Here is a 23,837-nt window from a genome sequence, read left to right on the forward strand (position 1 = left end):
GGTACCTGACCAGTCTCTCCAAAGAAGCCACAAGTGGCACTGGAAAGGTATAAGCAAACGTGTCGCCGGTCAATTGCGATTATCGGCCGGTTGTTCGATAATCGCACAAGTCGGCGATTTTGTTGAGGTGTGCGATGAATGACGATAAAACAGCCCGTGACAGTGCTCTGCCCGAAGCAGCACGCAGTCCGGCACCCGCCCTGGCCCCGCCAATCGTGGCATCGCCGGCCAAACGCATTCAGGCGTTCACCGGCGATCCTGACTTCATGACCTCCCTGGCGCGTGGGCTTGCCGTCATACAGGCATTTCAGGAACGCAAGCGGCACCTGACCATCGCGCAAATCAGCCATCGCACCGAAATACCTCGGGCGGCAGTGCGCCGATGCCTGCATACGCTGATGAAGCTGGGCTACGCGACCACCGACGGGCGTACCTACTCCTTGCTGCCCAAAGTGCTGACGCTCGGCCATGCGTACCTGTCATCGACACCCCTGGCCATTTCCGCGCAGCCTTACCTGGACCGTATCAGCGACCAGTTGCACGAGGCGGCCAACATGGCGACCCTCGAAGGGGACGACATTCTGTACATCGCCCGCTCGGCGACGGTAGAGCGCCTGATCTCGGTAGACCTGTCGGTCGGTGGACGGCTCCCGGCGTATTGCACGTCCATGGGCCGCATCCTCCTGGCGGCCATGGACGACACCAGCTTGCGCGAATACTTCGATCGTGCCGACCTCAAGGCCCGCACCAGCCGTACCCTGCACGACGCCCCGTCGCTGTTCGCCTGCATCGAGCAAGTGCGTAGCCAGGGATGGTGCGTGGTCGACCAGGAACTCGAACAAGGCCTGCGCTCGGTGGCCGTGCCCGTCTACGACGCCTCAGGCCAGGTACTGGCGGCGCTGAACGTCAGTACCCACGTCGGGCGTGTACCGCGCAGTGAACTGGAACAGCGGTTTCTTCCCGTACTACTGGAAGCCAGCCAAGAGCTCAGCCATCAGCTGTTTGGCTAAGCGCGAAGGCTTTAGGATCATTACAGCCTGCTGACAAAGCGTTCGATAATCGCCCAGTTCAGCCTTGAGCTAATTGTGACGGCCCTGCCTTTGTCCCTAACCTGATGCCCACCCGGCGGACAGGTTGCAGTGACCCGATTGTGCCTGTATCGCCGGCGCCCATGGTCACTGCAGGAGACGCAAGATGCGCGAGGTCTATATTTGTGATGCCGTTCGCACGCCCATTGGCCGGTTTGGTGGCGCCCTTGCCAGCATCCGGGCTGACGACTTGGCGGCGGTACCGCTCAAGGCATTGATCGCGCGCAACCCGGGTGTGCACTGGGCGCACCTGGACGAGGTGTTTTTCGGTTGTGCCAATCAGGCGGGCGAAGACAACCGTAACGTGGCACGCATGGCGTTGCTGCTGGCCGGGCTGCCTGAATGCGTGCCGGGTGTCACCCTCAACCGCTTGTGCGCTTCGGGCATGGAGGCCGTCGGCGCGGCGTTCCGCGCCATCGCCTGTGGCGAAATGGAGCTGGCCATCGCGGGCGGCGTGGAGTCGATGTCGCGAGCGCCGTTTGTCATGGGCAAAGCGCAAAGCGCTTATTCACGCACCATGCAACTGGAAGACACCACCATCGGCTGGCGTTTCGTCAACCCGCTCATGAAAGCGCAATACGGCGTGGATGCCATGCCGCAGACGGCGGACAACGTAGCTGACGACCATGGCATCTCCCGCGCCGACCAGGATGCGTTTGCCTTGCGCAGTCAGCACAAGGCCGCAGCGGCGCAAGCTGCCGGGTTTTTCGCCGAGGAAATCGTGCCGGTGTGCGTCGCGCACAAGAAGGGTGAGACCTGGGTAGAGCACGATGAGCACGTGCGACCCGATACCACCCTTGAGGCCTTGGCCAGGCTCAACCCCGTCAATGGCGTGGGCAAAACGGTGACGGCGGGCAATGCATCGGGGGTCAACGATGGCGCGGCAGCGATGATCCTGGCGTCTGCCGAGGCCGTGCACACCCATGGCCTGACCGCTCGCGCCAAGGTACTGGGCATGGCCAGTGCGGGGGTGGCCCCGCGGGTCATGGGCATCGGGCCGGTGCCTGCGGTACGCAAGCTGATCGAGCGACTGGGCATCGACATCAGCGCATTCGATGTCATTGAACTCAACGAGGCCTTCGCCAGCCAGGGGCTGGCCGTTCTTCGCGGGCTAGGGGTGGCGGACGATGCGCCCCAGGTCAACCCCAACGGCGGTGCCATCGCACTGGGCCACCCGCTGGGCATGAGTGGTGCGCGCCTGGTACTGACGGCGCTGCACCACCTTGAGCGCACAGGAGGGCGCAAAGGCTTGGCCACGATGTGCGTAGGTGTCGGTCAAGGGCTGGCGCTGGCCATTGAACGGCTTTGAGGGAGCCTGCGCCCGGGTGCCTCAGAGATGAGGGCAGCCGGCAGCGCCTCGCTGCACTTGATTGCACACCACGCGGAACGACTGTGTAACCAGGTATGTCTAGACTTACCTTGTATTCCTCCAGGAGCACGACTGACATGACCACCCCTCACTACACTGGCGAGGAGCGTAGCAAACGCATCTTCGCCATCGTCGGCGCCTCTTCAGGCAACCTGGTGGAATGGTTCGACTTCTATGTCTACGCCTTCTGCGCCATTTATTTTGCTCCGGCGTTCTTTCCCTCAGATGACCCGACCGTGCAACTGCTCAATACCGCCGGTGTGTTTGCCGCGGGCTTTCTGATGCGGCCTATCGGCGGCTGGATCTTCGGCCGTCTGGCCGACCGCCACGGTCGCAAGAACTCGCTGATGATCTCGGTACTGATGATGTGCTTCGGGTCCTTGGCCATCGCCTGCCTGCCCACTTACGCCAGCATTGGCACATGGGCGCCGGCATTGCTGCTGCTGGCGCGCTTGATTCAGGGCCTGTCGGTGGGGGGTGAATACGGCACCACGGCGACCTACATGAGCGAAGTGGCGCTGCGTGGCCAGCGGGGCTTCTTTGCATCGTTCCAGTACGTGACCCTGATTGGCGGCCAGTTGCTGGCAGTATTGGTGGTGGTGATCCTGCAGCAGTTGCTGACCGAAGACGAGCTGCGCGCCTGGGGCTGGCGAATTCCCTTCGTGGTCGGTGCGATCGCTGCCGTCATCTCCTTGATGCTGCGCCGCTCCCTGCACGAAACCAGCAGCGCAGAAACGCGCCAGGACAAGGACGCCGGCAGTATCCGCGGTTTGTTCGGCAATCACCTGGCGGCCTTCATCACGGTGCTGGGCTACACCGCTGGCGGCTCGCTGATCTTCTACACCTTTACCACCTACATGCAGAAGTACCTGGTCAATACGGCTGGCATGACCGCCAAGCACGCCAGCTACGCAATGACCGGGGCGCTGTTCCTGTTCATGGTGATGCAGCCGTTCTTCGGCATGCTGTCCGACCGCATCGGCCGGCGTAACTCCATGCTGTTGTTCGGCGCGCTGGGCACGGTGTTCACGGTGCCATTGCTCATGGCGCTCAAGACGGTCAGCAGCCCCTTCATGGCGTTCGTGCTGGTGAGCCTGGCGTTGTGCATCGTCAGCTTCTACACCTCCATCAGTGGTCTGGTGAAAGCCGAAATGTTCCCGCCCCAGGTGCGGGCCTTGGGCGTGGGGCTTGCCTACGCGGTTGCCAACGCCGTGTTTGGCGGGTCAGCGGAGTACGTGGCCCTGGGGCTCAAGACCTTGGGCATGGAAAACACGTTCTACTGGTACGTGACCGCCATGATGGCCATCGCTTTCCTGTTCAGCCTGCGCTTGCCAAAACAAGCCAAGTACCTGCACCACGATCATTGACGAGCTCGACACAGAGCGTGAAGCGCGGCGGGCCGTCCGCGGTATCGGGACGGCCTGTCGAGGTTGTCACTGCCGCACGGCCTTACGCACCGCCACCGGGCCGACGGCGCGCTCGATCTGACGCTTGAGGGCAGGGCACAGGCCCATCATGAAGGCCGCTTCGGCCACCACGAACAGCGGCCCGATGATCAAGCCGCTGATGTCATCGACGAACGCTGGCTTGCGCCCCTCGTAATGATGACCGACGAACTGGATGATCCAGCCCACCACGAACGCACCCACGCCCACCGACAGCCACAGCGCCGTGGTCTGCACCGCCAGCAGGTGACCTAACCACAGGCACAGGCCCAACAGGGCGCCCATCACCAGGCCGAAGCGAAGCTCCAGGCGCAGGTAGAACCAGGTGGCCGCCGCCGAGACAAGCAGGGCAGGAGACAGCCAAATGCCGCCCAGCGACCCGCCTGGCCGAGACAACAGAATGGCCACGGACATGACAATCAGAGGTATGCCGACGAAATGAGTGACGATGTTGCGTGGGTCGCGGTGATAGCCCGCGTAGCGGATCAGGTGCTCGGCGAGGGTGCTCATGGTGCTGCCTCCTGGTGGGCTTGCCGGGGTGTGCCCGATATAGCTCAGGATAGCTGTGGTCACCATCATCATCAGCCTGGCGAATGCCAGGGCCGCGCCTTGCTCATCACCCACCGCGTCTGTCGAGGCCTGGCGGGTGGTGAGCAAGCGGGCGGGTATCAGCCGCGGGGCGTCTGTACCGAGGCCTGCTGGTTGGCCTGCCCGGTGCGCTCGTACCAGCCGCCACCGAGTGCCTTGTACAGGTTGACTTCGCTGGTCAGCTGCGAAAGGCGGTCACCGATCAGCGCCTGCTGCGCACTGAACAGGTTGCGCTGGGCGTCGAGGAACGTCAGGTTGCTGTCGATGCCGATACGGTACCGACGCTCGGCCAGGCGGTAGTAGTCCTGGTTGGCTTGCACCAGGTCCCGCTGGGCTTGCAACTGCTCCTCGAAGGTCTTGCGCGCAGCCAGCCCATCGGATACTTCCTGGAACGCAGTCTGGATGGACTTCTCGTAGCGGGCGACGTTGATGTCCTTCTGGATCTTGGCGTAGTCAAGGCTCGCTTTCAGGCTGCCGGCGGTGAAGATCGGCAGGTTGATCTGCGGCTGGAACAGCCAGGTGCCCGACCCACCCTTGAACAGCCCGCCCATGTCGGTGCTCAAGGTGCCCGCATTGGCCGTCAGGCTGATGCTGGGGAAGAAGGCCGCGCGGGCAGCGCCGATGTTGGCGTTGGCCGCCTTGAGCAGGTGCTCGGCCTCCTGGATGTCAGGGCGGCGCTGCAACAGGTCCGACGGCAGGCCTGCCGGTACTTCGGCCAGTTGATCGGCGTCCAGGCGCAGTGGTTCAGGCAGGTTTGTGGGGATGCCGGTCCCCAGCAGGACAGTCAGGCTGTTCACGTCCTGGGCGACCAGGCGCTGGTACTGCGAGTACTTGACCCGGGCGCCTTCGACAGCCGTGCGGGCCTGGCTCAGGTCCAGCGCCGACGCCACGCCCACCTCGTTGCTGCGCCGGGTGAGGTTGTAGCTTTCCTGGTAGTTCTTCAGGGTTTCCTCGGTCAGCTTGAACAGCGCCTGGTCGGCCTGCCAGGTGTAATAGGCGTTCGCCACGCTCGCCACCAGGCTGATCTGGGTGGAGCGACGCGCCTGCTCGCTGGACAGGTAGGTCTCCAGCGCCTGTTCCGAAAGGCTGCGCACGCGGCCGAACAGGTCGAGTTCATAGGCACTGACGCCCAGGGTTGCCGAATACTGGCTGGTGATGCCCGACTGGCCAGTCTGCGACATGTTCGCCGGGATGCGTTGACGGCTGCCACTGCCGTTGGCCGACACCGCCGGGAACAGGTCCGCACGCTGGATGCGGTACTGGGCGCGGTAGGCGTCGATGTTCAGCGCCGCGACGCGCAGGTCCCGGTTGTTGACCAGCGCGGTCTGGATCAGTTGCTGCAGCGCCGGGTCGTTGAAGAACTGCCGCCAGCCCTGTTCAGCGGCAGCGACGTCCGCCGACTGGGTGGGCGAGTAGGCCGGGCCTTGCGGCCACTGCTCAGCCACCGGTGCTTCCGGGGTCTGGTAGTCGGGAATCAGCGAGCAGCCGCCGAGGATGAAAGCGGTGACTGCCAGGGACAACAAAGACTTGGTCATTGCCCAGCCTCATAACGTGGAGTTTCAGGGGTGTCATCTTTTTTCGGCTCTTTGCTGCCGAACAGCGACGACACTGCGACGAAGAACAACGGTACCCAGAAGATGGCCAGCACGGTCGCACTGATCATGCCGCCGATCACGCCGGTACCAATGGCGTGCTGGCTGCCGGCGCCAGCGCCGCTGGCGATGGTCAACGGTACCACGCCGAGGATGAAGGCCAGCGAGGTCATGATGATCGGGCGCAAACGCATGCGGCACGCCTCGATCGCCGCGTCGTACAGGCTGCGGCCCTGCTCGTGCAATTCCTTGGCGAACTCGACGATCAGAATGGCGTTCTTGGCCGCCAGGCCGATGGTGGTCAAGAGGCCGACCAGGAAGTACACGTCATTGGACAGCCCGCGCAGGCTGGTAGCGATCAACGCACCGATGATGCCCAGTGGCACCACCAGCACCACGGCGATCGGAATCGACCAGCTTTCGTACAGCGCTGCCAGGCACAGGAACACGAACAGCAGCGACAGGGCGAACAGGGCCGGCATTTGCGAACCAGACAGCTTCTCCTCGTAGGACATGCCCGTCCAGGAGAAACCTACGCCGCTTGGCAGTTCGCCGGCGATGCGCTCGACCTCGGCCATGGCCTCACCGGTACTGTAGCCAGGGGCAGGCGCACCGAGGATTTCCATGGCTTCTACGCCGTTGTAGCGCGAGAGCTTGGGCGAGCCGTAGGTCCATTCACCTTTGGCGAACGAAGAGAACGGCACCATTTCGCCATCGGCGTTGCGCACATACCACTTCTGCAGGTCTTCCGGGCTCATCCGGGCATTGGCTTCGCCCTGGATGTAGACCTTCTTGACCCGGCCGCGGTCGATGAAGTCGTTGACGTAGCTGGCACCGAAGGCAATCGACAGGGTGTTGTTGATGTCCGAGATGGTCACGCCCAGGGCGCTGGCACGCTCGTCATCGATGGTCAGCTGGTACTGCGGTTCGTCGTTCAGGCCATTGGGGCGTACACCGCTGAGGATCTTGCTTTGCGAAGCCTTGGCCAGGAACTGGTTGCGGGCCTCCATCAGCTTGGCATGGCCGACACCGCCGCGGTCCTGCAGGAACACGTCGAAGCCTGTGGCGTTACCCAGCTCGAGCACCGCTGGTGGTGCGAACGCGAAGACCATGGCGTCGCGGAAGCTGAAGAAGTGCTGCTGCGCCCGCTGGGCAAGACCGAACACGCTGTTTTCCGCCGTACGCTCACCCCAGGGCTTGAGCATGATGAACGCCATGCCCGAGCTCTGGCCGCGGCCTGCGAAGTTGAAGCCGTTGACGGTGAACACCGAGGATACCGTGTCGGCTTCGTCCTTGAGCAGGTATTCGCGCATCTGGTCGACCACTGCCTGGGTACGCTCGGCACTGGAGCCGGCCGGCGTCTGCACCTGGGCAAACAGTACACCCTGGTCTTCCTCGGGCAGGAACGCGGTTGGAATGCGGGTGAACAGGAAAATCATGCCGGCCACGATCAGGGCATAGCCCAACAGGAACGGAATCTTGTTGCGCAGGATGGTCCCCACGCTGCGCTCGTAGCCGTTGACGCTGCGATCGAAGCTGCGGTTGAACCAGCCGAAGAACCCACCCTTGGCCTCATGGTGCTGGCCCTTTTTCAAAGGCTTGAGCATGGTGGCGCACAGCGCCGGGGTGAAGACCAGCGCCACCAGCACCGACAGGCCCATGGCCGAGACGATGGTGATGGAGAACTGGCGGTAGATCACACCAGTGGAGCCCCCGAAGAACGCCATGGGCAGCAGTACGGCCGACAATACCAGGGCGATACCCACCAGCGCGCCCTGGATCTGTTCCATGGAGCGCTTGGTCGCCTCCTTGGGCGGCAGCCCTTCTTCGGACATCACACGCTCGACGTTTTCCACCACCACGATGGCATCGTCCACCAGCAGGCCGATGGCCAGCACCATGGCGAACATGGTCAGGGTGTTGATGCTGAAGCCTGCGGCGGCAAGGATGCCGAAGGTGCCCAGCAAAACCACCGGTACGGTCATGGTGGTGATGATGGTGGCGCGGAAGTTCTGCAGGAACAGGTACATCACCAGGAACACCAGCACGACGGCTTCGATCAGGGTATGGATGACCCCGCTGATCGATTCGGTGACCACCGGCGTGGTGTCATACGGGAATACCGCCTTGACCCCTGGCGGGAAGAACGGCTCCAGGTCGGCGATGGTCTGGCGCAGGGCCTTGGCCGTATCCAGTGCGTTGGCGCCCGTGGCCAGCTTGACGGCCAGGCCCGAGGCGGGCTTGCCGTTGAACTGGGCGCTGACGGCATAGTTCTCGCCGCCAAGGCTGACCTGGGCCACATCGCCCAGGCGTACCTGGGAGCCGTCGTTGTTGACCTTGAGCAGGATCTTCTCGAACTGCTCGGCAGTCTGCAGGCGGGTCTTGCCGATGATGGTGGCGTTGAGCTGCGTCCCAGGCACGGCTGGCAGGCCGCCGAGCTGGCCGGAGGAGACCTGAACGTTCTGGGCAGCCACGGCGGTCTTGACGTCCACCGGGGTCAGCTGGAACTTGTTCAATTTGGCCGGATCGAGCCAGATGCGCATGGCGTACTGGGCGCCGAACACCTGGAAGTCACCCACACCGGCCGTACGCGAGATCGGGTCCTGCATGTTGGAGACGATGTAGTTGGCCAGGTCGTCCTTGGTCATGCTGCCGTCTTCGGACACCAGACCGATCACCATCAGGAAGTTCTTCACGGCCTTGGTGACGCGGATACCTTGTTGCTGCACTTCCTGCGGCAGCAAGGGGGTGGCCAGGTTGAGCTTGTTCTGCACCTGCACCTGGGCGGTGTCGGGGTTGGTACCCTGCTCGAAGGTGGCAGTAATGGTCATGCTGCCGTCGGAGTTACTTTCCGACGACACATAACGCAGGTTGTCGATACCGTTGAGCTGCTGTTCGATCACCTGCACCACCGTATCCTGCACGGTTTGCGCCGAAGCGCCCGGGTAGGTCACGGCAATGGCGATGGCCGGTGGGGCGATGCTGGGGTACTGGTTGATCGGCAACTTCAGGATCGACAAGGCGCCGACCAGCATGATCACCAAGGCGATCACCCAGGCGAAGATCGGGCGATCAATAAAGAACTTCGACATGGTTTACTCCGCTTTGGCGTCTGCTTTCGCTGCGTTGCCCTGGTTGGGGCTGTCCGGCTTCTTGACGTTGGTGGCTTCGCTGACCTTGACCTCGGCACCTGGACGCACGTACTGCAAGCCTTCGGTGATCAGGCGGTCGCCTGGGTTCAGGCCTTCCTCGATCAGCCAGTCGCTGCCCACGGTACGGCTGGCCTTGAGCTGGCGCAGTTCGACCTTGTTGTCCTTGTTCACCACCAGCGCGGTAGGGGCGCCCTTGAGGTCGCGCGTCACGCCCTGCTGCGGTGCCAGGATGGCATTGGCGTTCACGCCCGCCTTGAGCCGTGCATGCACGAACATGCCAGGCAACAGGGTGTGGTCAGGGTTGGGGAAGATGGCACGCAGGGTGACCGAGCCGGTGGTTTCGTCCACGGCCACTTCGGAGAACTCCAGGCGCCCTTCCTGCTTGTACAGGGTGCCGTCTTCGAGCACCAGTTGGACCGACGCTGCGTTGTCGCCAGCGCGCTGCAGTTGGCCGCTTTCCAGCTCGCGCCGCAGCTTGAGCAGCTCGGCAGTGGACTGGGTCACGTCGACGTAGATCGGGTCCAGTTGCTGGATGGTGGCCATGGCATTGGTCTGGCCGCTGTTGACCAGCGCGCCTTCGGTTACCGCCGAACGACCGATGCGGCCGCTGATGGGGGCCAGGACCTTGGTGTAGCGCAGGTCGATCTGCGCACTTTTGAGCGAGGCCTCGGCTTGCAGGCGCTTGGCATTGGCGTCGTCGTATTCCTGCCGGGAAACCGCCTGTTCCTCGATCAGCTGCTTGTAGCGATCAGCCAGAGAGCGGGTAGCCTGCAGGTCTGCCTGGGCCTTGCTCAGGTTGGCTTCGTAGACGGCCGGGTCGATCTGATACAGCTGTTGACCCTGCTTGACCTCGCTGCCTTCCTTGAACAGGCGCTTGAGGATGATCCCGTTGACCTGTGGACGAACTTCGGCGATCCGGTAGGCATTGGTGCGGCCTGGCAGCTCGGTGGTCAAGGTGAAGGCCTGCGGCTGTAGGGTCACTACGCCGACTTGAGGCGCCTGCTGCTGCTGTTGCTGCTGCGCGGCTTGGTCTTCTTTATTGCAGCCACTGAGCAGGGTTGCGAGGGCTACGGCTGAAACCAGGGCGGTAACGGCTGGCTTGAATTGCATGAGAATCCTCGGATCGCAGGAGCAGGGAGACGCTCAAGAGTAATGGAATGTCTTGATCTGGATAAATGGCTATCCGGTGGATAAATAGCTTGCTAAGGAATATACTTACATTCATGGTTGTTTGTAAATACCGCCGGGTTGTCCATGGCTACCGCCACAGCCCTTGATTAGCTTGATCCGCCAGGTGCCCCTAGAGGCGCCCCGGAGCCTTCCCGCACGCGTCGCCGCGTTCGGGCCAGATGAGGTTGTACTGCCATGGTCCGTCGAACCAAAGAGGAAGCCCAGGAAACTCGCGCCCAGATCATCCAGGCGGCAGAGAGGGCTTTCTACAAGCGCGGGGTTGCGCGAACCACCCTTGCGGACATCGCCGAACAGGCGGGCGTCACGCGAGGTGCAATCTACTGGCACTTCAATAACAAGGCCGAGCTGGTGCAGGCACTGCTCGACAGCTTGCATGAAACCCATGACCATCTCGCGCGCGCCAGCGAAAGCGAGGACGAACTCGACCCGCTCGACTGCATGCGCAAATTGCTGCTGCAAGTGTTCAACGACCTGGTGCGCGACGCCAGGACACGCCGTATCAATGAGATTCTGCATCACAAGTGCGAGTTCACCGATGACATGTGCGAAATCCGCCAGCAGCGCCAGGTGGCAGTAGTGGACTGCCACACAGGCATTACCCTGGCCCTGGCCAATGCAGTGCGCCGTGGCCAACTGCCGGTGGAGCTGGATGTGGAGCGGGCAGCGGTGGCCATGTTTTCTTACGTTGACGGGTTGATCAGGCGCTGGCTGTTGCTGCCCGACAGCGTGGACCTGCTGGGCAACGCCGAGAAATGGGTCGACGCCGGGTTGGATATGCTGCGCTTGAGCCCGGCGATGCGCAAATGAGACTTTGTGAAGGTTTGTGAGGGCTAGTCCCCAGGGACGTGCCAGTGATCAGCACCTGAGCTTCCCTGCGGGCCACCTCAATGCCCGCGCAGTGGCCGATCCGGCAGCAGCACCGCCACCACCAGTGCAATGACGCCGACCCCTGCACTGGCCATCAACAGATGCCGGAAAGTGATCGCCAAGTGTGCCTGCAGTTCAGGGCTCACCTGGTTGGCCTTGAAGGTACCCAGCAACGGATTGTCCAGCAACGCGAACCCGCCTTGGTGCAGCAAGGCCAGCAGCAGGCTCGACATGCAGGCCACGCCCATGGCGCCACCGAGGGACCGAAACAGGTTGGTGGTGCTGGTGGCGACCCCCATGTCCTGGGCCTGCACGGCATTCTGCGTGCCTACCAGTGACGTTGGGAACTGCATCCCGCACGCGATCCCTGTCAGCAGCATGAACAGTGCACTGGCCAGCCCGGCCTGCGGCGGCGTGATCGCCAAGGCGAAGATAGACACCGGCATCAGCAGGGCGCCAGTAAGGATCTGCGGCTTGTAGCGGCCAAGCCGCGTTGTCAGACGTCCTGCGGTAAAAGCACCGATGGGTAGCCCCATGGCCAACGGCAGCAGATGCAAGGCGGCGCTGTCGGCACCGGCACCGGTGAGGCCCTGGTAGCGCAAGGGCATCAGCATGGTCAGGGAAATGGCCTGGAAGCTGGCGAAGAAAATCACGCCCCAGCACAGCACCGCGGCGCGATTGCCGAATAGCGTCAACGGCAGAAGTGGCTCGACGCAGCGGCGCTCCTGGAGGATGAACAGGATCATGGCGATCACGGCGCAGGTGAACAGGCCTAGCACGGCGGGCGCCGTCCAGGCCTGCCCCTGGCCGACCAGGGTGATCCCGAGCAGCAGGCTGCCCAAGCCCACGATCAGCAGCAGCGCGCCCGGATAATCCACTTGTGCGGGCCGATGCTGCACGGGCAGACCGGCCAGGGCGCGGTGGATAGCCCAGAGCGCGGCGATGCCCAGCGGCACGTTGATCCAGAACACCCAGCGCCAGGACAGGTACTCGGTCAGCCAGCCGCCCAGTACCGGCCCCGCCACGCTGGCCAGGGCATACATGCTGCTGAAATAGCCCTGATAACGGCCTCGTTCGCGCGGGGGCACGAAGTCGCCGATGATCGCCTGGCTCACCGATACCATGCCGCCTGCGCCGATGCCTTGCAGCACTCTGGCCAGCACCAGTTGCGGCATGTCCTGAGCCAGCGCACAGCCGATCGAGGCGACAGTGAACACGCCGATCCCGGTCAGGATCATGCGACGCCGCCCATAGAGATCGCCCAGCTTGCCGTAGATCGGGACGGCCACTGTCATGGCCACCATATAGCCGGAAATGACCCAGGCCAGCAGACCGACATCATTGAACTGCGCGGAGATCGCAGGCAATGACACTGCCACGATGGTTTGATCCAGTGCGCCGAGAAAGATGGCCAGCATCAAGGCGGTCAGGATCTGGCGCAGGGCAATCGCAGGCAGGGCAGGGGGCACGGCAGTTCCTTGGTTTGAGTGGGCTTCATCCGAACGATCCCGCAGGCTACAGCTACGCGCCATCAAGACCAGGGCACGCCTGCACAGGGGCAGTGAAAGCATGGCAGTGTAACCTGAGTTACGTAGCTTCCTATGTACTCTGAGCATCGCCTATGCACGATCGGCATCAACGCATTCATCCAGCAGAGGCTGGCCCCGTGATATCTTTGGTATGCCAATCCCGCGCTAAGCCCCTGTTTGCACTAGCTTGGTGCGACCTCTCGGGGGTTAATCGGATTCCCCTGGCTCCTACACCTTTATTCCTCTGCCTGCATGTGGAGCATGACCGCGACTTGAGTGGTCCATGAATTGTGCAGGTACGCCCGATACAGAGGCCGGTAGTTACCGTTCAGAAATTTCTACAATTGCGGAGTGATCATGCCCAAGGCTTCCCACCAAGATCTGCGTATTGCCTTCCGCGAGCTGCTCGCTTCAGGTTCGTGCTACCACACCGCCTCGGTGTTCGACCCCATGTCTGCGCGCATTGCCGCGGACCTGGGTTTTGAGGTCGGCATCCTCGGAGGTTCGGTGGCATCGCTGCAGGTACTGGCTGCGCCGGATTTTGCCCTGATCACACTCAGCGAATTCGTCGAGCAAGCCACGCGAATTGGTCGCGTGGCCCAGTTGCCGGTGCTGGCAGACGCCGACCACGGATACGGCAATGCGCTGAACGTGATGCGCACTGTCACGGAGCTGGAGCGTGCCGGCGTGGCGGCGTTGACGATCGAGGATACGCTGTTGCCGGCCCAGTTCGGGCGCAAGTCCACCGATCTCATATCGGTAGAAGAAGGCGTGGGCAAGATCCGCGCGGCGCTCGAGGCGCGCGTCGATTCGTCCCTGTCGATCATCGCCCGTACCAACGCCGGCGTGCTCAGCACCGAGGAAGTGATCGTGCGGACCCAGAGCTACCAGAAAGCGGGTGCCGATGGCATCTGCATGGTAGGGGTGAAGGACTTCGACCAGCTCGAACAGATCGCCAGCCACCTGACCGTACCCTTGATGCTGGTGACCTACGGCAACCCCAACCTGCATGATGACGCGCGTCTGGCAAGCCTGGGCGTGCGCATCGCCGTCGACGGTCACGCGGCTTACTTCGCCGCCATCAAGGCGACGTACGACTGCCTGCGCCAGCAGCGTGGCCAGCAGCACAAGTCCGATAACTTGAGCGCCACCGAGCTTTCGCATACCTACACCCAGCCCGAGGACTACATCCGCTGGGCCAAGGAATACATGAGCGTCGAGGAGTAAGCAGGCGCTTACAGGTCCCAGTCCCAGGCCGGCTCCTCCTCGAAGCGCTGGACGAGAAAGTCCAGCAGGGTGCGCAAGGTCGCGGGCATGTGCTTGCGTGAGGTATAGACCGCCGTCAGGTCCAGGGTCTGCGGCCTGGCCTCGGGAAGCAGGCGCACCAGTTCTGCGCTGCGCAGGGCGGCAGCCGCCTGATAGGTGGGGAGCAGGGCGATGCCGGCGCCTGCTGCTACCGCCTTTTGCAATGTCAGGGACTCGTTGGCGCTGATGTTGCCCTGAACCGGCACCGCGACCTGCTGGCCGTTGACCTCGAACTGCCACACCCCATTGCCGTAATAGCTGTGCGTCAGGCAATTGTGGTGTGACAGGTCCTCGACCCGCTCGGGTGTGCCGTGCTCGGCCAGGTAGGCGGGCGCGGCGCAGATCACCGAGCGGCATACGCTCAGGCGGCGGGCAACCAGGCTAGGGTCCAGGTCGTTGCTGTTGCGGATGGCCAGGTCGATGCGTTCGTCCACCAGGTTCACGGTGCGATCGAGCATCTGCAGGTCGACTTTTACCAATGGGTACTGACGCACATAGGCGGCCACGGCATCGGCCAGCTGCGCCTGTCCAAATGACGTACTGACGCTGATACGCAATGTCCCCCGTGGTGTCTGGTCTTGCTGTTGTACGGCTCCTTGCAGTTCGCTGGCCAACTCCAGCAATTGCCTGCAGCGCGGCAGGAGGTCCTGGCCTGCGGCAGTCAGGCTGAGCCGGCGCGTGGTGCGCTGCATCAGCCGCGCGCCCACCCACGCTTCGAGCTGTGCCAGGTACCGAGAGACCACGGGGCGCGAGAGCTGCAGGTGCTCGGCCGCCGCCGACTGACTGCCAAGGTCCACTACCGTGACGAAAACGCGCATAGCTGTTAAACGATCCATCATTTGCCCGATTTCAGAAACAAACCATGTGCAAGCATGGCATTTTTCTGCAGGGTGTCGCCCCTTAAGCTGCAGGCATTTCCACTCTGACGGATGCCTGCGATGACACTCCTTTCTCCCTTGCGTGGCCTGGTGCTCGGATGCCTGGCCTGTGCCGCCCCACTGCTGGCCGCCGCTCCCTTGCAATTGGACGTGTACAACCCTGGCGCTGATGCGCCGTTTGCGGTCAGCTCGGTGATCGTGAGCGGCCAGCGTGACGCCGTGTTGATCGATGCACAATTTGGCACTGATCACGCCCGGCAACTGGTGCAGCGTATCCGTGCGAGTGGCAAGCGCTTGACGACGATCTACATCAGCCAGGGTGACCCCGATTATTACTTCGGCCTGGCAACCTTGACCCAAGCGTTCCCTGACGCCGAGGTGTTGGCTTCGGTCGCCACGGTCGAACACATCCGCAACACCATGGAGGCCAAACTGGCGTACTGGGGGCCTGAAATGGGGGCGCAAAAACCTGAGCGGCTGGTGCTGCCCAAGGTGTTGACAGGCAACCGCCTGCTGCTCGAGGACCAGGTGCTGGAGGTGCGTGGCCTTGAAGGACCGCAGCCGGACCGCAGCTTTGTCTGGATACCTTCGATCAAGGCAGTGGTTGGCGGGGTCGTGGTTTCGCAGAACATTCATGTGTGGATGGCCGACACACAATCGGCGTCCTCGCGTGCCCATTGGCTGCAAACCCTGGCGGACATCCAGGCGCTTGCGCCGCAAACCGTGGTGCCCGGGCACTTCGTCGGTGCCAGTGATTACTCACCGCAGTCCGTTGGCTTTACCGCCGATTACATCCGCACCTTCGAGGCGCAGGCGCGCGCAGCAAACGATGCGGCTGCGCTGGTCGAGGCCATGAAACGACGCTATCCGGGGTTGGGCGATGAGAGTGCGCTGGCGCTCAGCGCCAAGGTGGCCAAGGGCGAGATGCAGTGGCCCCTCCAGTGACGGTGCGCGCGTACGCAATGCAGCGCTGCGGTGACCTTGGTCTTGCTACACCGCGCTGGACCGCAGCCGGGCCATGTCACGAATAGGCGGTGCGCCGTAGAGCCGGCTGTACTCACGGCTGAATTGCGAAGGGCTCTCGTAGCCCACTCGATAGGCCGCCACGGCGGCCTCAAGGCCATCGTTGAGCATCAGCCGCCGGGCTTCTTGCAAGCGCAGTTGCTTCTGGTACTGCAGCGGGCTCATCGAAGTCACCGCCTTGAAGCGATGGTGCAGGGTGGAAACGCTGAGGTTGACCTCGCGGGCCAGGTCCTCGATGCGCAGTGGCCGCTGATAGTTGTCGTTGAGCCAGCTGATGGCCTGGCACACGCGGTGGGTCTGGCTGTTGGCCAAGGCAATTTCGTACAGCCGGTAGCCCTGCGGGCCGCGCAGCAGGCGGTAGAGAATCTCCCTGCGCACCAGCGGTGCCAGCATGGCGATGTCGCGTGGCGTGTCGAGCAGGCGGAGCAGGCGCAGCAAGGCATCGAGCAGCGCGCCGTCGGTTTTTTCCACGTACAGGCCGCGCCCATACGGGCGATTGGGTACCAGCATCGGACCGCTGTCGGCGATCAGCTGGCTGATCTCGGCAGGGTCCAGGTCCATGCGCAACCCCAGGCTCGGGCGCTGCGGGCTGGCGTCGAGCTTGACCGCGCTCAGCGGCAAGGTGACCGAAACCACCATGTAGTGCAGCGGGTCGTAGGCGTACTGTTCGTCCCCGAGGAACAGGCTTTTGCTGCCCTGGGCCAGAATGCACAGCGCAGGTTGCGCCAGCGTAGGTACCGAGCGAATGTTCTCGGTGTAGCGCACCAGGAACAGGTTGTCGATGGCCGAGGCCGGCCCATAAGGGTCGCCTGCATGGCGAGCGATCAAGTCGGCCAACTCCTGGCGCTGGACCTCCAGGTGCGGATCAAGGGACGGGGCGATGGACATGGGGCTTTCCTCTGCTGACCGACGCAGAATAGGTTTGGGCAACCGCCGAAGCTAGTCGAATACTGCAGATCGATTGCCTGATCCTGCCGCGATGCAGAATCAGGCAATCGGTGTGCAGTAATGGCCTAACGCGCAAACGCGCCCAGGCCCTAGCCTTGCAAGCCAGGTATTCGACTGCTGCTTCAGGGAGAGTGTGCAATGAGGCTACAACAACCGGTCACCCACCTTGCCTTGATTCGCGCCAGCAGCGGGCGCTCGGCCGAACTGGGCGCACGCTTGCGCGACCTGTTGATGCCATCGCTGGACATCCCGGGTTGCCTGAGTTTTTCGGTGCAACGCTCGCAGGCTGATGACGACCTGTGGTTATTGAGCGGTAGCTGGCAGGATCAGCAGGCGATGAATGGTTACTTCGCTTCGCCAACGCTGAATGTGTTCGGCGAGTTGGTACAGTCCCAAGTGGTGAGCAGTCTGGATCTGCACACGTTTGGTTGAGCCTGTTCAACGGGCGCCCAGGCCAATGATTGCCGCATCATCAAGCCAGTGGGTACCATCCAGGTTTCACCCACAAGGCGTATGGCAAAGATGGCACGTAGAGAGTTTCCCCAGTTCGAAGCCGTGTCGGCAATGGTGCCGGCCGAAGGCGGTGGCTACCACGCAGCCATTGCCGTCAAGGCCATGGGCATGGGCGGTGCACCGCGCTTTCACAAGGTGCTCGATGGGCAAGTGTTCAAGGGCGCCGTGGCTGCCGACGAGGCGGCCACGGGCGAATTGCAACGCCTGCAAGGTGTCAGCGAAGCGGGTGAGCTGATCTGGTGATCAGGCTTTGGGCCTGGGCATCTTGAACAGGTTGCCCAGCTCGAAATAGTCCGCCGGGCCACCGCCACGCAGGATAGGCTCGGCCGCTGCGGTATCGTAGATGCCGTCCTTGAGCAGGCGCTCGGCGATGTGCACCGCCACCACTTCGCCCAGGATCAACCAGCTGGGTACCAACGCCTGGTCGGCGCGCTGCAGTTGCACGATCTGCGTCACCTTGCATTCGAACGCCACAGGGGTTTCCCCTACCCGTGGCACCTTTACCACGCTCGACGGCGTAGCCGTCAGGCCGCTGAGTTCGAACTCGTTCACCTCAGGCGATACCGCCGAGCAGCTCAGGTTCATCTGCTCGGCCAGGGGGCGGGTGGCCAGGTTCCAGACGAATTCACCGGTTTGCTCGATATTGTTCAGGCTGTCTTTGCGCCCGACGCTGCAGAAACCGATGATCGGTGGAATGTAGTTGAAGGCGTTGAAGAAGCTGTAAGGCGCGAGATTCAAATGGCCTTGCTGGTCCTGCGAAGATATCCAGCCGATCGGGCGAGGGCCGACGATGGCGTTGAATGGATCATGGGGTAGGCCATGGCCTTTGGCGGGTTCGTAGTAATACATCTGCGCTGGGCTTGCCGGCCCACCTCCTGGTTTGAGAGGCGACCAGTGTGCCAAGCCTGAGGCCAACTGGGAATGCTGGAGCCCGGCGAAAGCCGGGCTGAGTGCGCATGGCTACTATCAGCTAATGCCATGGGCGTTGGTGCGGTCGAAACCGTCTTCGGCGAAGCGCTGGCCACCGGTGCGGTCGAAACCATCTTCGGCGAAGCGCTGGCCACCGGTGCGGTCGAAACCATCTTCAGCGAAGCGCTGGCCACCGGTGCGGTCGAAACCATCTTCAGCGAAGCGCTGACCGCCTGTGCGGTCAAAGCCGTCCTCGGCATAGCCGGTGGCCTGAGCAGGCGCCGCTGCGAAGGTATGCGCATGGGTGCGATCGAATCCATCTTCGGCGGATGCGCCTGCGGCAAATGCGAAAAGAGCGAGGGTCAGGATGAATTTGCTTTTCATGGGGATGCTCCAGAGTAGGTGTGTCGTTTCGATAAAATGAATGCTACGCCGATTAATACGATTAAAAAGCGCTAAAAATCGTGCTTAATAATCTATTTATCCGATTGATTGGAGCGCGCACCTGGGCTGGAACGCAGGCAGCCCGGGGAGTTTCGAGGCGCAGGTACTGGCGCTTTTGCTGATGGGGTAATGTGCCGGAGTGTGATTAATGGGCCATTAAGCCAAGCGCGTCGGACGAACGTCGTGCCAGTGCGGGAAGGGAAGGTGCAAGCTGGGCCTGCAGAGGAGGGCTGGCGCCTGGATGATCCGACGAGGCCCGGCGTGGCCAAACGAAACCGGGCGCCCTCTAGGCGCCCGAAGCAGTGCTAAGCGTGGATGGGCTTAGTCGGTGGTGATCCGCGAATGCTGCTTGGTGTCCTTCATGGTGGCGTACACCAACAGCGAGCAGGCGATGCAGCCTGTGACGTACCAGTAGAAGCCGCTTTCCATGCCGGCGCTCTTGAACCACAAGGCCACGTATTCGGCCGTACCGCCGAAGATGGACACGGTCAGGGCGTAGGGCAGGCCAACGCCCAGGGCGCGGATTTCGGTGGGGAACAGCTCAGCCTTCACCACCGCGTTGATCGAGGTGTAGCCGCTGACGATGATCAACGCGGCCATGATCAGGAAGAACGCGCCCCACCAGGTCTGGATGGTGTGCAGCGTGCTGAGGATCGGCACCGTGAACAGCGTACCGAGCACCCCGAAGGCAATCAGGATAGGGCGCCGGCCGATCTTGTCCGACAGCCCACCCACCAGGGGTTGCAGGCACATGAACAGGAACAGCGTCGCGGCCGAGATGGTGGTCGAATCGCTGATGCTCATCCCGACTGTATTGACCAGGTATTTCTGCATGTAGGTGGTGTAGGTGTAGAAGGCCAGGGTACCGCCCATGGTCAGGCCGACCACGGTCAGCAGTTCCTTGGGGTGGCGCATCAAGGTGCGCATCAGGCTTTCCTTGGCTTTCTCCTTCTTGGTGAACGACGCGGTTTCTTCCATGCCCCGTCGCAGGTAGAGGGCCACCACCGCACACAGGGCACCGATCACGAACGGCACACGCCAGCCCCAGGCGTACAACTGCTCGGTGGTCAGGGTCTGTTGCAGGACGATCAGTACCGCCAGGGCGATGAGCTGGCCCGAAATCAGCGTCACGTACTGGAAGCTGGAGAAGAAGCCTCGACGCTCCTTGCTGGCCATTTCGCTCAGGTAGGTGGCCGAGGTGCCGTACTCACCGCCCACCGACAACCCTTGCATCAAGCGAGCGACCACCAGCAGGACCGGCGCTGCCACACCGATGGTTTCATAGCCGGGGGTGAGGGCGATCACCAGCGAGCCTGCGCACATCAGCAGCACCGAGGCCATCAGTGCAGCCTTGCGGCCCTTGCGGTCGGCGTACATGCCCATCAGCCAGCCACCGATCGGGCGCATCAAAAAGCCCACCGCAAAGATGGCGGCGGTGTTGAGCAGTTGAGCGGTGGAATCGCCGGCCGGGAAGAAAGCCTTGGCGAAATACAGCGAGAACGCTGCATAGACGTACCAGTCGTACCATTCGACCATGTTGCCGATCGAACCGCTGAAGATCGACTTGAGGCGACTGGCAGTGGTTCTTGGCGCGGCAGGCGTTGCGGCCGCCCCGGTAGGCAGGGAGGTAGCGTTATCCATCAGGGACACCTTCTCATTGTTGTTGTGAAAGCGCGCAGGGCGCAGCTTGCAGTAGCTTTTGCAGAAGGTGTGCCAAAAAGAGGCGCGATTGCTTCGTTTAGGTGCGCGCTTGTGTGAAACCCGTATGAATCATGGCGTTGCGCCGAACGCGCGACGCACTGTGGGAGAGATCCGCGGCAGGCCAGTTCACCTGCATAGGCAAGATCCCGCTCATTAGGGCGTAGACGTCGGCGAGTTTCCGCTTACGGTGCGTTGACGAATTCGTCCCGAACCAGCCCATGACGCTGCATTTTCTCGTTCAAGGTACGGCGGGGCATTTGCAGGTCCTGCATCACCGCCTTGATCTCACCGGCATGTTGGCGCAGTGAAGCACGCAGGCACTGCGCCTCGAATGCTTCCACGCGCTCAGCCAACGACTGCCCGGCAGGCGCCTGTTCTGGCGTGGGCGAACCGAGCCCCAGCACGTGGCGCTCCGCCGCGTTGGCCAGTTCACGCACATTGCCTGGCCAATCATGGGTCAGCAGTTGAGCCAACTGCGGGCCCGACTGCGGCAGGGCCGTACGGCCAATCCGGGACGCGGCTGCCTGTGCGAAATGCTCGAACAACAGGACGATGTCTTCCCGCCGTTCCCGTAGGGGCGGCAGGCGCAGCTCTGCAACGTTCAGGCGGTAGGCCAAGTCCTCTCGAAAGCGTCCGGCCCGGGCTTCGTCGAACAGGTCGGGCTTGGTGGCGGCAATAATGCGCAGGTCTACGCGGATGCTCTGATTCGCACCCAGGCGCTCGATCTTCTGGTCCTGGATCACCCGCAGCAACTTGGCCTGTTGCGCCAGGGGCATGCTTTCGATTTCATCGAGAAAGACCGTGCCACCATCGGCATATTCCAGCCTGCCGATGCGTTTGCCCTGGGCGCCGGTGAAGGCGCCGCTTTCATGGCCGAACAGCTCGGCCTCGAACAAGGCTTCGGGAATGGCCGCGCAGTTGAGCGCAACGAAAGGTTTGCTGGCGCGTGGGCCAAAGTCGTGCAGGCAGCGGGCGACCTGCTCCTTGCCGCTGCCGGTTTCGCCGCGAATCAGCACGTTCACCGGCAACGCGGCCAAATCCAGTACCTGGCGGCGCAACTGCTGCATGCCTGGTGATACCCCAAGCAGCGTGGTTTCAAGGCGCGTCCTGAGGTCTGCCTGCTGATGCAGGCGTCGATTTTCCAGCACCAATTGGCGTTTTTCCAACGCCCGGCGAAGGCTGCCGAGCAGGTGCTGGGGGGTGAAGGGCTTTTCCAGGAAATCGTAGGCGCCGCTGCGCATGGCCTCGACCGCCATGGGCACGTCACCGTGACCGGTGAGCAGGATCACAGGCAGGTCCGGATCGTCGGCCTGCAGCCGTTCGAGCAGTTGCAGGCCGTCCATGCCAGGCATGCGCACGTCGCTGATGATCACGCCTGGATAGTCCCGGCCGATGTGCACCAGGCCGTCATCGGCACGAGCAAAGACCTGGACCTCGAAGCCCGACAGGCTCAGCCATTGCTCGACTGCCGTACGGATACTGGCTTCATCGTCTATGACCATCACTGAGTTCAACATGCAGGCTCCTGATCGCGAGGCAAGGTGATGCTCAGGCGCGCGCCGCCCGGTACGTTTTCGGCCAGCAGCTGCCCACCGGCGTCGTGCACGATGCCATAGGAGATCGCCAGGCCCAAGCCCAGGCCGTCCCCTACGGGCTTGGTGGTGAAGAAGGGGTCGAAGATCCTGGGCAGGTCCTCGGCCGCGATGCCGCCCCCCGAATCGAGCACGCTCAAGCGCCAGTGCTGCGCATCGGGCTCGATGCGGATTTCCAGGCGCCGGTAGCGCTTGTCTGCCATGGCGTCCAACGCGTTGCTCAGCAGGTTGATCAGCACCTGTTCCAAGCGGATGGCGTCGCCGCGCACCCACGCCGGACGCGCCAGGTACAGGGCCAACTGCACGTCCAGGGCATGCAGGCGTGCCTGCAACAAATCCAGCGCCTGGTCGACAACGCCGGCCAAGTCCAGGCGCTCGCGCAAGCCACCGGGGCTGTTACGGGCAAACGTCTTCAAGTGCCCGGTCAGCGACGCCATGCGCGTCAACATCTGCTCCAGCGGCTCCAGGGCCTGGCGAGCCTCGTCGTAACGTCCGTGGTCCAGCAGCAGTTTCAGGGTTTCAAGCTGCATGCGCTGGGTCGTGAGGGGCTGGTTGATTTCGTGCGCCATGGCAGCGGACATCTGCCCCAGGGCAGCCAGCTTGGCCGTTTGCACCAGGCCTTCCTGAGCCGTGCGCAGCTCGCGGGTGCGCTCCTCGACCTGGCGCTCGAGCTCCTCGCGGCTGCGTTGGCGCAGGCGCGACAGGCGCAGGCGCTGGCTGACCAGCAAAGCAGCGAATACCAGGCTCAACCATACCGCTGCAGCACCCAGGCCAGCATTGCGCGCGTCGGTACCGACCTGGGGCCTGCGCAGCAGGTGCAGGGTCCATTGCTCGCTTTCCAGCGGCAGGCTTTCCCACAGGAACTCGGTCTCGCCTTGCGGTGCCTGCACCCGGCTGAGTGTGCTGTTTTCAGCGAAACGCGTCAGCACCTGGTGCATCAGCGGTATCAGCGGGTGTTTGTCGTACTGGCGGGTCTGCGCCAGTTCGGCCCGGTCGGCGCCGTCCAGCGGGCGCAATTCCCGGTAGCGCCAGCCGTCCTGGTTGGCAATGAAGGTAATGCCACGGGCATCGCTGACCAGCAGGATGTCGCTGCCCTGGCGCCATTCTCGCTCGAGCTCGGGAAATTCCAGCTTGACCACCATGGCGCCGAGAAAACGGCCCTGTTCGTCATTCACCGCGCTGGACAGAAAGTAGCCGGGCACCCCGCTGGTCACGCCAACGGCATAGAAACGGCCGTTACCCAGGCTACGGGTTTGCTTGAAATAAGGGCGAAAGCCGTAGTTGGAGCCCACGTAACTGGTTGGCAGCCGCCAGTTGCTGGCCGCCACGGCCAGCCCGTTGCGGTCGAGCAGTTCGAGGGTGGAGGAGTTGGCTGCACCGTTGATGCGCTCGAGTTTGCGGTTCAGGGCAGCCTGCGTTTGCTCCTGGACCGGGCCGCGCAACGCGTCGATCAGTTCCGGGTCCAGGGCCAGCACCGCTGGCAGGGCCCGATAGCGGTCGATGAGGGTGTGCAAGGCATTGGCGTACAGCCCCAGTTGCTGGCTGGCCCGGCGGGCGTCCGCCTCCATGGCCTGGCGTTTGGCCTGGTGCATGGCCCAACTGGCACAAAGCACGGTACCCAGCACGATCACCAGGGTGATCAGGCCCAGACGCAGGGCGCGAAAGGAAAAAGGCATTGGGAGCAGATCCGCATGGGTGGGGAA

Annotated in this window: 20 protein-coding genes; 8 read left to right on the forward strand and 12 right to left on the reverse strand. The window is 62.9% G+C overall.

The window, feature by feature from the left end; genetic code table 11:
- The first annotated feature begins 134 nt into the window (after window positions 1–134).
- From pcaR to NMB38_RS04615, 3 genes are all read left to right on the forward strand, one after another.
- Complete coding sequence (pcaR, locus tag NMB38_RS04605; protein ID WP_230396010.1) at window positions 135–1,010, forward strand: pca regulon transcriptional regulator PcaR; 876 nt, start codon at window positions 135–137, stop codon at window positions 1,008–1,010.
- Between the two features lie 184 nt (window positions 1,011–1,194).
- Window positions 1,195–2,397: a 3-oxoadipyl-CoA thiolase gene (gene pcaF / locus NMB38_RS04610; protein WP_027914538.1), complete on the forward strand. Its 1,203-nt coding sequence runs from the start codon at window positions 1,195–1,197 to the stop codon at window positions 2,395–2,397.
- A 137-nt stretch (window positions 2,398–2,534) separates the two neighbouring features.
- Window positions 2,535–3,824, forward strand: a complete 1,290-nt coding sequence (locus NMB38_RS04615; protein ID WP_023534482.1) for an MFS family transporter — start codon at window positions 2,535–2,537, stop codon at window positions 3,822–3,824.
- A 66-nt stretch (window positions 3,825–3,890) separates the two neighbouring features.
- Here the strand turns inward: NMB38_RS04615 and NMB38_RS04620 are convergent, their stop codons facing one another.
- The 4 genes from NMB38_RS04620 to NMB38_RS04635 form a co-directional block, all read right to left on the reverse strand.
- The gene (locus tag NMB38_RS04620; protein WP_404666155.1) at window positions 3,891–4,412 is read right to left on the reverse strand and encodes an Mpo1 family 2-hydroxy fatty acid dioxygenase; all 522 of its coding nucleotides are present in this window, start codon (window positions 4,410–4,412) and stop codon (window positions 3,891–3,893) included.
- A gap of 158 nt (window positions 4,413–4,570) precedes the next feature.
- Window positions 4,571–6,025 carry an AdeC/AdeK/OprM family multidrug efflux complex outer membrane factor gene (locus NMB38_RS04625; RefSeq protein ID WP_027914540.1) on the reverse strand — a complete coding sequence of 485 codons (1,455 nt, stop codon included), beginning with the start codon at window positions 6,023–6,025 and terminating at the stop codon, window positions 4,571–4,573.
- Window positions 6,022–9,174 (reverse strand): multidrug efflux RND transporter permease subunit TtgB, encoded by a 3,153-nt coding sequence (gene ttgB / locus NMB38_RS04630; protein WP_027914541.1) that lies wholly within the window; start codon window positions 9,172–9,174, stop codon window positions 6,022–6,024. Before ttgB ends, NMB38_RS04625 begins: the two co-directional genes overlap by 4 nt.
- 3 nt (window positions 9,175–9,177) lie before the next feature.
- Window positions 9,178–10,344, reverse strand: coding sequence for an efflux RND transporter periplasmic adaptor subunit (locus NMB38_RS04635; RefSeq protein ID WP_027914542.1), 1,167 nt, complete (start codon window positions 10,342–10,344; stop codon window positions 9,178–9,180).
- Window positions 10,345–10,599: 255 nt separating this feature from the next.
- On the opposite strand from NMB38_RS04635, the gene ttgR reads away from it, so the two are divergent.
- On the forward strand, window positions 10,600–11,232 hold the full coding sequence (gene ttgR, locus NMB38_RS04640; protein ID WP_023534320.1) for an efflux transport transcriptional regulator TtgR: 633 nt from the start codon (window positions 10,600–10,602) through the stop codon (window positions 11,230–11,232).
- A 77-nt stretch (window positions 11,233–11,309) separates the two neighbouring features.
- Here ttgR and NMB38_RS04645 read toward each other — a convergent pair whose 3' ends face one another.
- Window positions 11,310–12,761 carry an MDR family MFS transporter gene (locus NMB38_RS04645; protein WP_027914543.1) on the reverse strand — a complete coding sequence of 484 codons (1,452 nt, stop codon included), beginning with the start codon at window positions 12,759–12,761 and terminating at the stop codon, window positions 11,310–11,312.
- 417 nt (window positions 12,762–13,178) lie between these two features.
- Between NMB38_RS04645 and NMB38_RS04650 the strand changes: the two genes are divergently transcribed.
- Window positions 13,179–14,048, forward strand: coding sequence for an isocitrate lyase/PEP mutase family protein (locus NMB38_RS04650; protein WP_027914544.1), 870 nt, complete (start codon window positions 13,179–13,181; stop codon window positions 14,046–14,048).
- A gap of 8 nt (window positions 14,049–14,056) precedes the next feature.
- Here the strand turns inward: NMB38_RS04650 and NMB38_RS04655 are convergent, their stop codons facing one another.
- Window positions 14,057–14,962: a LysR family transcriptional regulator gene (locus NMB38_RS04655; protein ID WP_027914545.1), complete on the reverse strand. Its 906-nt coding sequence runs from the start codon at window positions 14,960–14,962 to the stop codon at window positions 14,057–14,059.
- 102 nt (window positions 14,963–15,064) lie between these two features.
- Between NMB38_RS04655 and NMB38_RS04660 the strand changes: the two genes are divergently transcribed.
- On the forward strand, window positions 15,065–15,949 hold the full coding sequence (locus NMB38_RS04660; RefSeq protein WP_197874304.1) for an MBL fold metallo-hydrolase: 885 nt from the start codon (window positions 15,065–15,067) through the stop codon (window positions 15,947–15,949).
- Between the two features lie 45 nt (window positions 15,950–15,994).
- On the opposite strand, the gene NMB38_RS04665 is transcribed toward NMB38_RS04660, so the two are convergent.
- Complete coding sequence (locus tag NMB38_RS04665) at window positions 15,995–16,915, reverse strand: AraC family transcriptional regulator (RefSeq protein ID WP_023534387.1); 921 nt, start codon at window positions 16,913–16,915, stop codon at window positions 15,995–15,997.
- Window positions 16,916–17,113: 198 nt separating this feature from the next.
- On the opposite strand from NMB38_RS04665, the gene NMB38_RS04670 reads away from it, so the two are divergent.
- Together NMB38_RS04670 and NMB38_RS04675 are read left to right on the forward strand one after the other, a co-directional pair.
- Window positions 17,114–17,407, forward strand: coding sequence for an antibiotic biosynthesis monooxygenase family protein (locus NMB38_RS04670; protein ID WP_049696485.1), 294 nt, complete (start codon window positions 17,114–17,116; stop codon window positions 17,405–17,407).
- 81 nt (window positions 17,408–17,488) lie between these two features.
- Complete coding sequence (locus tag NMB38_RS04675; RefSeq protein ID WP_033695025.1) at window positions 17,489–17,731, forward strand: hypothetical protein; 243 nt, start codon at window positions 17,489–17,491, stop codon at window positions 17,729–17,731.
- Here the strand turns inward: NMB38_RS04675 and NMB38_RS04680 are convergent, their stop codons facing one another.
- The 5 genes from NMB38_RS04680 to NMB38_RS04700 form a co-directional block, all read right to left on the reverse strand.
- Window positions 17,732–18,337, reverse strand: coding sequence for a flavin reductase family protein (locus tag NMB38_RS04680; RefSeq protein ID WP_027914549.1), 606 nt, complete (start codon window positions 18,335–18,337; stop codon window positions 17,732–17,734).
- 117 nt (window positions 18,338–18,454) lie between these two features.
- Window positions 18,455–18,781, reverse strand: coding sequence for a hypothetical protein (locus tag NMB38_RS04685; protein WP_323157608.1), 327 nt, complete (start codon window positions 18,779–18,781; stop codon window positions 18,455–18,457).
- 381 nt (window positions 18,782–19,162) lie between these two features.
- Complete coding sequence (locus NMB38_RS04690; RefSeq protein WP_023534430.1) at window positions 19,163–20,482, reverse strand: MFS transporter; 1,320 nt, start codon at window positions 20,480–20,482, stop codon at window positions 19,163–19,165.
- A gap of 242 nt (window positions 20,483–20,724) precedes the next feature.
- Window positions 20,725–22,059, reverse strand: coding sequence for a sigma-54-dependent transcriptional regulator (locus NMB38_RS04695; RefSeq protein ID WP_323157607.1), 1,335 nt, complete (start codon window positions 22,057–22,059; stop codon window positions 20,725–20,727).
- Window positions 22,053–23,810 carry a sensor histidine kinase gene (locus tag NMB38_RS04700; protein ID WP_049696481.1) on the reverse strand — a complete coding sequence of 586 codons (1,758 nt, stop codon included), beginning with the start codon at window positions 23,808–23,810 and terminating at the stop codon, window positions 22,053–22,055. The genes NMB38_RS04695 and NMB38_RS04700 overlap by 7 nt, the downstream gene beginning before the upstream one ends.
- Between the last annotated feature and the right edge of the window lie 27 nt (window positions 23,811–23,837).

The sequence above is a fragment of the Pseudomonas sp. FBCC-B35 genome (genome assembly GCF_059133755.1).